The 11927-nt window shown below is 60.1% G+C and carries 11 protein-coding genes; 3 read left to right on the plus strand and 8 right to left on the minus strand.

The genetic code is table 11. The features are described from left to right. Both AACS18_RS04710 and AACS18_RS04715 read left to right on the plus strand, forming a co-directional pair. On the plus strand, positions 1-371 hold a 371-nt coding region (locus AACS18_RS04710), incomplete at its 5' end, for an efflux RND transporter permease subunit (RefSeq protein WP_146184853.1). A gap of 44 nt (positions 372-415) precedes the next feature. Further along, positions 416-769 carry a copper-binding protein gene (locus AACS18_RS04715; protein ID WP_108613823.1) on the plus strand — a complete coding sequence of 118 codons (354 nt, stop codon included), beginning with the start codon at positions 416-418 and terminating at the stop codon, positions 767-769. A gap of 119 nt (positions 770-888) precedes the next feature. Here AACS18_RS04715 and AACS18_RS04720 read toward each other — a convergent pair whose 3' ends face one another. From AACS18_RS04720 to AACS18_RS04745, 6 genes are all read right to left on the minus strand, one after another. Continuing rightward, on the minus strand, positions 889-1806 hold the full coding sequence (locus tag AACS18_RS04720; RefSeq protein WP_108613824.1) for an ABC transporter substrate-binding protein: 918 nt from the start codon (positions 1804-1806) through the stop codon (positions 889-891). An 83-nt stretch (positions 1807-1889) separates the two neighbouring features. Continuing rightward, entirely contained in the window at positions 1890-2693 is an 804-nt protein-coding gene (locus AACS18_RS04725) for an ABC transporter ATP-binding protein (protein WP_108613825.1), read from the minus strand. Further along, positions 2693-3730 carry a FecCD family ABC transporter permease gene (locus tag AACS18_RS04730; RefSeq protein WP_108613826.1) on the minus strand — a complete coding sequence of 346 codons (1038 nt, stop codon included), beginning with the start codon at positions 3728-3730 and terminating at the stop codon, positions 2693-2695. Before AACS18_RS04730 ends, AACS18_RS04725 begins: the two co-directional genes overlap by 1 nt. Positions 3731-3737: 7 nt before the next feature. Beyond that, entirely contained in the window at positions 3738-4754 is a 1017-nt protein-coding gene (locus tag AACS18_RS04735; protein WP_108613827.1) for a FecCD family ABC transporter permease, read from the minus strand. A gap of 109 nt (positions 4755-4863) precedes the next feature. Then, complete coding sequence (locus AACS18_RS04740; RefSeq protein WP_108613839.1) at positions 4864-6831, minus strand: TonB-dependent receptor domain-containing protein; 1968 nt, start codon at positions 6829-6831, stop codon at positions 4864-4866. A 278-nt stretch (positions 6832-7109) separates the two neighbouring features. Then, positions 7110-7913, minus strand: a complete 804-nt coding sequence (locus tag AACS18_RS04745) for a siderophore-interacting protein (RefSeq protein ID WP_108613828.1) — start codon at positions 7911-7913, stop codon at positions 7110-7112. 324 nt (positions 7914-8237) lie between these two features. On the opposite strand from AACS18_RS04745, the gene AACS18_RS04750 reads away from it, so the two are divergent. Beyond that, positions 8238-9755, plus strand: a complete 1518-nt coding sequence (locus AACS18_RS04750; protein ID WP_108613829.1) for an HD domain-containing phosphohydrolase — start codon at positions 8238-8240, stop codon at positions 9753-9755. Between the two features lie 102 nt (positions 9756-9857). Here the strand turns inward: AACS18_RS04750 and AACS18_RS04755 are convergent, their stop codons facing one another. Together AACS18_RS04755 and dnaQ are read right to left on the minus strand one after the other, a co-directional pair. After that, complete coding sequence (locus AACS18_RS04755; RefSeq protein ID WP_005353265.1) at positions 9858-11123, minus strand: TIGR03503 family protein; 1266 nt, start codon at positions 11121-11123, stop codon at positions 9858-9860. After that, positions 11120-11854, minus strand: a complete 735-nt coding sequence (gene dnaQ, locus AACS18_RS04760) for a DNA polymerase III subunit epsilon (protein ID WP_064336501.1) — start codon at positions 11852-11854, stop codon at positions 11120-11122. The genes AACS18_RS04755 and dnaQ overlap by 4 nt, the downstream gene beginning before the upstream one ends. Positions 11855-11927: the final 73 nt, after the last annotated feature.

Raw genomic sequence — 11927 nt, forward strand, 5'->3', positions numbered from 1 at the left:
GGGTGGGCTTTATCGCTCTGGCGGGGGTGGCGGTGGAAACCGGCGTCTTGATGCTGGTCTACCTCAACCACGCCTGGGATGACCTGGTGGCCAGCGGCAAGCCGGACAAGGCGGGGCTGCATCGGGCGGTGATCCACGGCGCCGCCCTGCGCCTGCGTCCCAAGATGATGACGGTGGTGACCATTATCGCCGGCCTATTGCCCATCATGTGGAGCCACGGCACCGGCTCCGAGGTGATGCAGCGCATCGCCGCCCCCATGATCGGCGGCATGGTGAGCGCACTGGTGCTGACCCTCTTGGTGCTGCCCGCAGCCTACTACCTGTGGCGCAGTCGCAGCCTTGGCAAGAGCGCGAACCCGCAATCCGAATAACCCGATTTCACGATCCATATTGACTGAACGATGAGGAAACCATCATGAACTACAAAACGCTGACCCTGACATTGCTGCTTGGCCTTGCCACCCAGACCAACCTGCAGGCCGAAGAGATGATGCACCATGAAGGGCACGATATGAGTCAGACGGATGAGATGAGCGAACAGGCCGCAATGGTGATGACCAAGGGGGTCATTACCCGCCTCGATGAGGGGAGCGGCAAAGTCGGCATCAAGCACGAGGCGATCGAGAATCTCAAGATGCCCGCCATGACCATGGTCTTTCGAGTGGCAGATCCGGCCCAGCTCAAAGGGCTCAAGGTGGGGGATGCCATCCACTTTCATGCCAAAAGTCAGAGCGGCAAGCTCACAGTGACAGCCATCCAGCCGCAATAAACGGCTCTGGCTCGCCGAAAAGGTCACGATAGACAGTGACAACACAAGAGGGAGGCATCAGCCTCCCTCTTCTTTTGATCAACCTGTTCATGTCGTCAACCTCTGGCGCGCGATAGCACTCAGCTGCGGTTTGCCAGCAACTGCTCCACATCCTCGATCACCTTGAGAGCCGCCTGCGGGCCGCCGCTGGAGGTCCAAAGCGACCCATCCACGGCGCCAAAGCGCTTGGCCTTGATCACCGGCAGCTGCTGGAACGCCGGGGTCTGCTCCGCCTGACGCATGGCATCCACCGCATCACCGCTGGCACTCAGAGTGCCGACCACCAGCCAGTCAGCATCCAGCAGATTGAGCGACTCCAGACTCAGCGCCGGCGAGTGGGGCGCGCCGGTACCCTGCTGCTTGCTTGGGCGCACCAGCCCCATCGACTCCACTACGCTGCTGGCAAAGGTGCCCTGATACATAAAGCTCGGCCCCTTGGGGTTCCAGCGCACTATGCTGATGCTCTCCCCCTGATGCTTTGCCAGCTTGCTGCGAGCCTGAGTCAGCCGCTCGGCATACTGCAGCAAGAAAGTATCCCCTTGCTGGTCGCGGTTAAGGGTGTGAGCGGTGCGGCGGAAGCTATCCTGCCACGGCTCACCCCACTTGCTGGTCACCACGGTCGGCGCGATCTCCCCCAGCAAGGTCAGCAGCTCGGGACGGGTCTGGCCGGTCAGGATAAGGTCAGGCTCCAGCGCAATCAGCGACTCCAGATTGGGGCTGTCGAGATCACCGATCACCTGGATACCCATGCCCGCCTTGTTCAGCAAATAGCGAGGCAAGGTGGGTTGACCACGGCCATTGACGGCGCCGATGGGGGTCAGCCCCAGGGTCAGGGTGCTGTCGAGTTCGAGCTCGCTCAGCACCACCACCCGCGTTGGCTGGACTGGCACCTGCACCTTCTGGCCAAACGCATCGGTCACTTCACGCATATCCTGCGCCTGAACCAGCGGCGCGGCCAGCATCAGGATGGCTGCTGCCAGGGCGGCAAAACGCTTCATCATCTCACTCCTTCTCGTTGCACGGCCCGGATAATCGGCCGCGTGAATATACTCGGCGGGCCCACAGAACAGGCCCATATGACTCAACTCGCCGAACGCAGGGTGCGGCCATGTTCGTGACGACGGGGCACGATAATGGGCGCCCCGTCGCCGGGGGCATGCAAAATGTCGACACTGGTCTGGTAGAGCCGGTCGATTAGATCCTTGGTCACCACCTCCCGGGACGGGCCCATGGCGGCAATGGTCCCCTCGCCGATGGCGATCAACTCGTCACAGTAGCGGGCCGCCATCGCCAGATCGTGGATCACCAGCAGCACGGTTTTGCCTTCGGCGGTGATGCGATGGATCGCCTCCATCACCTCGGTCTGGTGACCGATATCGAGGGCACTGGTGGGCTCGTCGAGCAGCACCATGTCGCTGTCCTGTGCCAGGATCATCGCAAGCCAGGCCCGCTGCGCCTGCCCGCCGGAGAGGGACGCGGCGCTCTGCTGCCAGATGCTTTCAAGCTGCATCCGCTCGCAGGCGCTGTGCACCATGCGGGCATCCTCCTCGCCCCACTGATTGAACCAGCCCTGATGAGGGTGGCGGCCATACTGCACCAGCTGCTCCACCAGAATGCCGGCAGGCAGGGTTGGCCGCTGGGGCAGGTAGGCGAGCTCCCGCGCCAGCCCCTTCATGGGGTAGCTGGCGAGCGGCTTGCCCTTGAGCAGGATCTCGCCGTTTTGGGCTTTCATCTGGCCGGATAGCAGCTTGAGCAGGGTCGATTTGCCGCAGCCGTTGGGGCCGACGATCCCCACCAGCTTGCCCCTCGGCACGCTGAAGGAGATGTCCCGCAAAATGGGGGTCTGCTGATAGGCGAAGTGGAGGCGATTTACGGTGAGCGTCATCAGTCAGCCCTCTGGCGATCGTTAACAAGAAGAAACAGCAGCAACAGGCCGCCGAGAATGCGGGTCATGATACCGGTCGCCACCTCGTGGGGGCTGGCCAGCACCCGGACCAGGGTATCGCTGGCGAGCAGCAGCAGGGCGCCGCTGAGCGCCGCCAGCCAGAGCGGCACTACCCGATCTTTCACCAGCCAGGAAGCAAGAATGGGGGCCGCCATGGCGATAAAGACCACGGGGCCGCCGATGGCGGTGCCGAGCGCCGCCACCAGAATGGCTTGCGCCAGAATGCCCAGTTGCACCCGATCGCCGTTGACACCAAGCCCTCTGGCCATCTCGGGACCAAAGCGCAGCACCGCCAGCGAGCGGGAGAGATAGACAATCCAGGGGCAGAGCAGCAGCAACAGGATGGCGATGGGAGTGATGGTGCTGTAACCCACGGCGATAAAGCTGCCCATGTTCCACAGATAGAGGGAGCTCAAGTGCAACAGGGCCTGAGTGGACATCACAAATTGGCCGAGCGCCTCGAACAGCTCGGAGAGGCCGATACCGATCACCACGAACAGATAGCCCTGCTCACCCGGCTTGCGGCAGAGGGCATAGAGCACCAGCGCCGCGAAGATGGCGCCGATGGGGGCCGCCCACCATGGCCAGCTGCCCACCGTCAGGTAGAGAGAGAAGATGATGATGGCCAGAGAGGCCCCGTTGTTGACTCCCACCATGTCGGGGGTGGCCAGCCGATTGCGAACCAGAGTTTGCACCAGACAGCCGGAGAGCCCCATGGCCGCACCCGCCACCACCACCCCAAGGATGCGCGGCAGCCGGATCTTGAACAGGGTGAGCTGCTCAAGCCGCGTCCCCTCCCCCAGCAGGGTGTTGACCACGCCAGCAAAGCCGAGCTTGCCGCCGCCAACACTCAGGGCCAACAGACCCAGCGCCAGCAGCACGACGGCCAACAGAGCCAGCCAGCGCCAGCTTGGCAGATGGATCAGCACAGAGCGGTTGCCGGCCCGCAGGCAGAGCATATCGGTAGGTGTGCGCATCAGCCCCTCACTTGACGGTCAGCAGGGTACGAAAGCCCCCGCGATGGACGATGGCGATCAGCACAGGCGCGCCGATCAGGGCCAGAATGACCCCGTTGGGCAGCTCGAACGGCTGGATCAGCCAGCGCGCCAGAATATCGGCCAACAGCAGAAACAGCATGCCGAACAGGGCGGAGAAACAGACCTGCACCGACAACTTCACCGGCTCCACCAAGCGGCCACAGTAGGCGGCCAGAAAGCCGACAAAACCGATGGGGCCGGCGATGGCGATGGCACTCGCGGTAAACAGGGTGGCGGCCAGCAGCACGCCAATCCGCACCCGGTTGGGGCGGATCCCCAGCGCCTGGGCCTGGCGGTCCCCCATCTGCATCAGGGTCAGCTGGCGACAGAGCAGCAGGGTGATGACAAACGCTGCCAGCACGAAGGGCAGCACGGCGATGATGGCATCGAGATTGGCCGCCGACAGGGAGCCGAGGTTCCAGAAGCGGTACTGCTCCAGTACCATCTTGTTGGAGAGCAGCAGAAAGCTGGAGAGACCGCCGAAGGTGGCGGAGAGCGCCACCCCGACCAGAATGAGTTTGAGCGGGTTGGAGCGGCCAATCATCATGCCGAGCCCCAGCACAATAACGTTGCCGAGCAGCGCGCCGAGTCCGGCCCAGAGCAGATAGCCGTAGGCGGACTCCACCCCGAACCAGGTGAGCCCCACCACCAGCGCAAAAACGGCCCCGGCGTTGACCCCGAGCAGGCCGGGTTCCGCCAGCGGGTTGCGGGTCGCGCTCTGCAACAAGGAGGCTGCCAGAGATAAAGAGACACCGACCACCATGGCACAGAGGGTGCGCGGGATCCGCAAGGTATTGAGCACCATGGCGAGCTTCTCGTCGCCAGCCCAGCGGGCATCCCCCATCAGGTAGCCGAGCACCTCGCGGGCACCATAGACGCCCGCACCGATGGCGAGCGAAAGAGAAAGCAGTATGAACAGGAGGAACAATCCCAGCCAGAACAGCGAGGTCTGGTCTCTAAACACCCTTTAACTCCTTATGATTGCAATGCCATGTGGTTGAAATAAAAGCCGTCACCCGGGGTGATACAGCGGCGACAACGGGAGCCCGCCAGTGCGGGCTCCCGCTCAGCCATTACAGCTTGTAGGCCACACCGGCATAGACAGTGCGCCCGTCGAGGATCTGATCGGCCTCGGTGGCAACCCAGTCACGCTTGGTATTGGTCAGGTTGTTGAGTCCGAACTTCAGATCCAGTGCCCGGGTAGCGTTCCAGACTGCCCCGACATCCAGGGTGTGGAATCCGGCGGTAGTCTCATAGGTGGTGCCGCTCATGCGCGGAACCGGAAGGATCTGGCTGCCGGTGTAGTTCCAGCCGAGCTGGGTACTCAGGCTCTCGATGACCTGCCACTCCAGCTTGGCGTTAGCCGTATGCTCCGGCGTCCGATAGAGATCCTTGCCGCTGGTCTTGTCCTCCCCGTCGATCAGGGTGACGTTGCTGGAGAGGGTCAGGGCATCGGTGATATCAAACCAGCCGCTCAGCTCCACCCCCTTGATGCGGGCCTTGCTGACGTTCTGATAGGTCATCACCGCCGGACGCCAGGTGGAGGTCCATGCCTCACTCTGGATCTTGTCCTTGATATCGTTGTGGAAGGCGGTAATCCCGGCGCCCCAGAACGAACCATCATAGGCGGTGCCCAGCTCGTAGCTGACGGCGGTTTCCGGCTTCAGATCCGGGTTGCCCACCACGGCGCAGCGACCGCGACAGGCGGCTACCGCATAATCGGGGTTGGACTGGGCAATGGTCGGCGCCTTGAACGCCTTGCCAATGCCGCCCTTGACCACCCAGTTGTCAGTCAGGCTGTAGAGGGCATAACCACGGGGGCTGAACTCGGTGCCATAGGTCTCGTGGTGATCGACCCGGCCACTCAGGGTCAACGCCAGATCGCCAAAGCCAAACTCATCCTGCAGATAGAGCGCGCTCTGGTTGACGCTGACATCGCCCCCCTTGAGGTTGACGTTATGCTTGAGTTCGGTGATACGGTACTCGGCACCGCTGGTCAGCAGGTGGTTGCCCAAGTTGCCGCTCAGCTGGCCATCGAAGGTGTGGTTGGTCTGGCTCACATCGCCGCTGGTCTTGCTCAGCGCCGTCATCAGTTCGGAGTCGTCAAACAGGTCAACCTGCTCGAAGGCATAGCCGACCCGGCTGTCGAACTGCTCCCAACGGCCGACGTGAGTGGCATTGAGCCCCAGTCGCTCCATCTGCTGGATGTTGCGCGGCGTCTGGCCATAGTTGTTCCAGTGGGCCTCCCGATCATCTTTGGCGTAGTTCATCCCCACATCCAGATCCTGACGATCGTCGATCAGCCATTTGACGTTGGAGAGGATCCCCAGCTTTTCACGCTGCTCGATGGCATCAGCCTTGGGGTTGATGCTCTGCTCGCTCTGCCAGGCATCTCTGTGGTTCCCTTCCACCACCAGGTTGGCCAGCAGTTTGTTGTCGATCAGCGCCCCGCCCACATAGGCGCTCGCCTTGTTGATATCCCCGCCGTGACCGTCGGTGGGGTCGCTGAAGGTATAGGTGGGCGCCGCTTCGGTTTTCTCCCCGGGTTGGCGCAAGATGACGTTGACCACCCCACCCAGCGCATCTGCACCGTAGAGGGAGGAGATCGGGCCACGGATCACTTCGATACGCTCGATGGCCGCCATCGGGATGGCGGAGAGATCGAAATCATTGCCATAACCGGAGGTAAGGGCATCGCGGGAGCTGATACGCCGGCCATTGACCAGCAACAGGGTGTAATCCCCCTCCAGCCCGCGCAACTTGATCTCGCTGCGGCCGTAGCTGGTAGCAGGGCTGATATTGACCCCCGGCAACTGTTTCAGAGCGCCGGTCAGATCATTGACATTGAGCTTGTCGAGCTCGGCCCGGGTCACCACAGAGACGCTGGCCGGGGCGGTCAGCTCGCTGTGCCGGGTTTTACTCGCCGTCACCACCATAGTTTCATGAGCGGCGGAAGGCGCAGTCCCTTGGGCCAGAACTGGCAGGGCAAAAAGGGACAACACCAGCGGATGCACTGCAAATCGTCGGGATGATGTACGCATCATCAACACTCCACATAAAACAACCAAGGCCAACACCACCGACATCCCTGTCTGACCTCGCCAGACCCGGTGCAAAGTGATGGAGTTCATTGACATGAACAGCCGTCCATGCCCCATCACCCCGAACATCAGTGCATTACGGCAGGCCCTGCGTTGTGCTATGCCACGCGCAGCCATCAATAACAAAAGCGCCGTACCGACTGACATCGGGACGGCGCAATACTAAATGCAAATCATTTTTATTTGCAAGCGGGAATCGGGTATTCTTTCGCGTCCGCTTAATTATCCATCACATCGTGACGGGTCTGATGATAGGCCTCTTCACTCTTGCCCCGGCGCCAGTACGGCACGGCGTAGAACGACTGGCGATCCACCTCGAGCACAGACCGAAAATGGCGGCGCAGCGGCAGCACCAGCGCCTCTTCCCCACCCAGCCAGAAGAAGCCACCATCGCGCACCAGCGGCAGAGCAATCACATGCTCCAGCAGGCCACTGGGCTCGGGCTCGCCGACAAACCAGTGACAGCGCACCCCGACCGGCAGCGTCAACGGCTGAGCATCGGCCTGATCCGGCACCAGAATCGCAATTTCCCCTCTGGCCTCGGCAGGCATCACCTCACACATCGCCATGATGGCGGGCAAGGCGGTGAGATCTCCTACCAGACAGTAGTGATCGGCCGGTTGCAGCATGGGGTTGGGACCACCCGGCCCGGAGAGGATCACCTTCTCTCCCGGCTTGGCATGGGTAGCAAAGGCGCTGGCGGGCCCGCCGTCACCGTGCAGCACGAAGTCGATATCAATTTCCTGCTCATCACGGCGAAACGCGCGGATGGTGTAGGTGCGGATCACCGGCTTGTCAGCCGGGTCACTCCAGCGCGGGCCGCTCGGGGTCATGGCAGGCAGCACCGGCTCTAACTGATGGGGCTGGGCCAACATCACCTTGATATGGGCCCCACCGCAGGTAAAGGGATAGTCAGCCAGTTCGCTGCCACCAAAGGTGATGCGACGCAAATGGGGGGTGATCTGGGTAATGGCTTTGACAGTCAGCAGACGGGGGCGATTGGGAGGCAGAGATGGGGACACGATGGGGCTCCTCGTTGAGTGTGTCGCCCATGCTACACGCAAATAGGAATTACTATCAAATAAGATTACTTCTCGTCTAATAGCTACAAGCTGGATTCAAACATCCCCAACCACTGGCGCCCACACCCCAATCCAGACATAGGCTTTATGCACGCTAGCTCCATGATTGGGCAAAGAAAGCAGCCGGACAAAGCCACAGTTACAAAGGGTTCCATTTGCTTATTTCGACCATAGTTTTTCGAGATCAAATTTTATTTCCCAATAAGTTTCCTATCCTTAGTGAAGCAGTTAATGTAAGCACAGGATGCCAAACAGGATTGTATGATGGATGACCAGATCCTGATTATTGATGATGACGATCTCTCCCTCCCCGACGCACAGCAAGCTGGCTGGAAGGTGATGATTGTTGACGATGAGCCTGAAGTGCATCGCATCACCAAAATCACCTTGAACAAATTCGAGTTTGACAATCGCCCCATCGATTTTCTGCATGCCTATTCCGCGGCGCAGGCCAAAGAGTTGCTGGCCACCACCTCGGACGTTGCCCTGTTGCTGCTGGACGTGGTGATGGAGGTCGACCACGCTGGCCTCGATGTCGTCAAATACGTCCGTGAAGACTTGCAAAACAAGATGGTACGCATAGTGTTGCGTACCGGCCAACCCGGCCAGGCGCCGGAAGATGACGTGGTCACCAACTACGACATCAACGACTACAAGGATAAAACCGAGCTCACCTCCCAGAAGCTGCGCACCCTGCTGCGGGCCAGCCTGCGATCCTATCGGGATATCCGCACCCTGGAGAGTAACCGCCAGGGGCTGGAAAAAGTCATCGAAGCCTCCAAGGGGATCTTTGAGAAACGGGCCTTGCGCCAGTTTGTCGAAGGCGCCCAGGAGCAGCTCAGCGCCCTGCTCCATCTGGGGGAAACCCAGATATACGACGTCAAGCAATACGCCTATGAGGTGAAGGATCAAGTATTGGAGCCTCTGCTCCCCGGCCATCCCGCCATGCTCCTCACGGACGCGCCTGAGATCCTGCGCCAGGCCATGAGCAAGCGCAGCAACGTCTATAACGCCACTCAGATGGTGCTCTACTGCCAGAATCCGCGCCACCACCTGCTGTTCCACATCGAGACCACCCGCCAGCTCAGCCAGATCGATACCAGTCTGCTGACCCTGTTTACCGAAAACATCATAGTGGCGCTGGAGAATATCCGGCTCAATGAGGTGATCGCCGACAACCAGCGGGAGATCATCTATCGCATCGGCGAACTGGTCGAAACCCGTTCCAAAGAGTCAGGGCTGCACGTCAAGCGGGTCGCGCTCTATACCGAACAGTTCTGCCACCTGATGGGCATGAGCGAAGAGCAGAGCGAGCTGGTGAAACGTGCCTCGCCGCTCCATGACATTGGCAAGGTGGGTATTCCCGATGCCATCTTGCACAAGCCGGGCAAGCTGACACCGGAAGAGTGGGAGATCATGAAAACCCACGCCCAGCTCGGGCAGGATATGCTCTCCGGCAGCGATCTGGCGCTGTTTCAGATTGGTGCCACCATCGCTGGTAATCACCATGAGAAGTGGAATGGCAGTGGCTATCCCCGCGGTTTGAAGGGGGCCGATATTCCGCTGGAGGGGCGAATTGTGGCGCTGGCTGACGTGTTCGATGCCCTGGGTTCGGATCGCTGCTACAAGAAGGCGTGGCCGCTGGACAAGGTGCTGGCCCTGATTGAAGAGGAGAAGGGGCAGCATTTCGACCCCCAGCTGGTCGAGCTGATGATGGCCAATCTGGACAAGTTCCTCGAGATCCGCGAGCAGAACAAGGATGTCTATATCGGCGAACACTGATAGCCAGCTTGTTCTGTTTATGAACTAAAAAAAACCGCCCTGCTTATCAGGGCGGTTTTCTATATCTGGCATCACGCCACTTCAGAGCGAGAAGTACGAGGGTTACTGCTCTGGCAGATTGAGATCCAGCTTGGCGGCAGGTTGTCCGGCTTGCTGATTCTCGGCCTGCGCAGCGGCCAGAGCACGCTTCAGGGCACGCCGTTTTTGTATCACAACAAACCCGACCCCACCCAATACTGCCAGCAGCACACCACCACCCGCCAATGCCCAGATCAGCCAGCCCATTTCCTCCTCTGCCGGAGCTTCATGGGTCGCCTCGGCACTGGAGGCCGGTGCAGCGGCCGACACCACCTCTACAGGAGGCGGCGGTGGCGGGAAGACATTAAAGGTTTTCACCGGCAACTCGATTTTCAGCTCACGGCCGAGGCGAGTGGTGCCATAGAGAGTTGCTTTCACCTCATGCTGACCGACCTCCTTGATGTTGGAGAGATCGATATCAAGCTTGGGGTCACTGGCGGTCTCGCTGAACTCGTAGAGGCCGCCCACATTGCTGGTCACACTCCCCTTGACCACCACGGAAGCGGGATCCAGCTCATCACGGTCGATTAGCAGTGAGAGCTTGGCACCCAGCTCATCCGAAGGCGGCGACAAGTTATAGCTGAACGGATAGGGGTAAAGCAGCACATCCTGATAACGGGCACGGACAAACACCTGATTGCCCGTGCTGAACATTGCGCGGTACTTGCCACCGGGAATATCCTGCAGCGTCACTTCCGCCGTCATGATGCCATCGCCTGGCACCTCATCTAGCCCCTTGCCATCATCGCGATAGTGGCCAAGTACTTGATCCAGCACGACCTCTTTCTTATCGGCATCGCTGAACGATTGCAGCTTGACGGTCATGCCAAGATCAGAGAGATAGTATTTATCTTTCGGCGGCTTACCATTGATCAGCAACCACGCCTTGAGCTTGACCACCTCCCCCTGATAGAGCTGCATCGGCAGGGCAGCGATATCGAGCCGGATATCGGAGAGAATGCGCACCCGGTTGTCGGGATCCACCTCGCCAATCGCCTGCCAGGGGCCCGGCATGGGATTGCGCAGGGTAATGAGATCATGCTCCGGCAGCGCCAGCCAACCCACATCTGCGGGTTTGACCTTGCCCACGTAAAGCTTGCTGCCATCGGGGCGAACCAGGATCACGGACGGGGTGCCCGGCTTGCGCTTGATAATGAAGGTGATCTCCTTCACGCCGTAATCGATGCGAAAGCGGTTATCCAGCAGCGGAATATCGGAAGGGGCAAATACCTCGGTCGCCGCCGCCCCCAGCGAGAGCAACAGCAGCAGACCGGCACACCACTTGCTCATTGCCGCCACAGACAACTTCCTCCCTTCTTCTGTACCAGATCCAGTCTCGCCTCGTGCAGGGCCTGAACCTCGGTGCTGGCACGCACCACCTTGAGGGCGGGTCGGTTGCTCTCTAACCGGCGAATACTGGTGTCCTGATTGCTTTCGTTTTCGTTGCTTTCGGTGGCCAGATTGAGTTTGGTCTGGCCGCCGGTCATCAGCAGGTAGACGTCCGCCAGGATCTCCGCATCGAGCAAAGCCCCGTGCAGGGTACGGTGGGAGTTGTCGATACCGTAACGATCGCACAGCACATCCAGGTTGTTGCGCTTGCCGGGGAAGAGATCACGCGCCATCGCCAGGGTATCTGTGATGGTGCAGATATCCGCCGTCTTGAAGTTGAGTCCGAGCTTGCTGAACTCGTAGTCCATGAAGCTCACGTCAAACGGTGCGTTGTGGGCGATCAGCTCGGCGCCGCGGATGAACTCGAGGAATTCATCGGCAATCTGGCTGAACGACGGTTTGTCACGCAGAAACTCGTCGGTGATACCGTGCACCTGGATCGCTTCCGGGTCGACCAGACGATCAGGCTTGATATAGACGTGATAGTGGTTACCGGTCAGCTTGCGGTTGATCACCTCCACACAGCCGATTTCGATAATGCGGTGCCCCAGATAGACAGGGCCGCCCGCCGTATTCATACCTGTGGTTTCAGTATCCAGAATGATCTGGCGATTCAGTTGGGGTGTGTTCATGATCCAATCTATGTCAAACTTCGGCTTTACTTACTCGCTAGTTTACCCCAAGCCTCATGTTAAAACAGATTGA

It is taken from the genome of Aeromonas sp. HMWF015 (assembly GCF_963878965.1).
GTDB lineage: Bacteria > Pseudomonadota > Gammaproteobacteria > Enterobacterales > Aeromonadaceae > Aeromonas > Aeromonas veronii.

Coding starts and splice junctions, on each gene's coding strand:
- AACS18_RS04715 (WP_108613823.1), top strand. CDS start 416: ATGAACTACAAAACGCTGACCCTGACATTGCTGCTTGGCCTTGCCACC.
- AACS18_RS04720 (WP_108613824.1), bottom strand. CDS start 1,806: ATGAAGCGTTTTGCCGCCCTGGCAGCAGCCATCCTGATGCTGGCCGCG.
- AACS18_RS04725 (WP_108613825.1), bottom strand. CDS start 2,693: ATGACGCTCACCGTAAATCGCCTCCACTTCGCCTATCAGCAGACCCCC.
- AACS18_RS04730 (WP_108613826.1), bottom strand. CDS start 3,730: ATGCGCACACCTACCGATATGCTCTGCCTGCGGGCCGGCAACCGCTCT.
- AACS18_RS04740 (WP_108613839.1), bottom strand. CDS start 6,831: ATGCGTACATCATCCCGACGATTTGCAGTGCATCCGCTGGTGTTGTCC.
- AACS18_RS04750 (WP_108613829.1), top strand. CDS start 8,238: ATGGATGACCAGATCCTGATTATTGATGATGACGATCTCTCCCTCCCC.
- AACS18_RS04755 (WP_005353265.1), bottom strand. CDS start 11,123: ATGAGCAAGTGGTGTGCCGGTCTGCTGCTGTTGCTCTCGCTGGGGGCG.
- dnaQ (WP_064336501.1), bottom strand. CDS start 11,854: ATGAACACACCCCAACTGAATCGCCAGATCATTCTGGATACTGAAACC.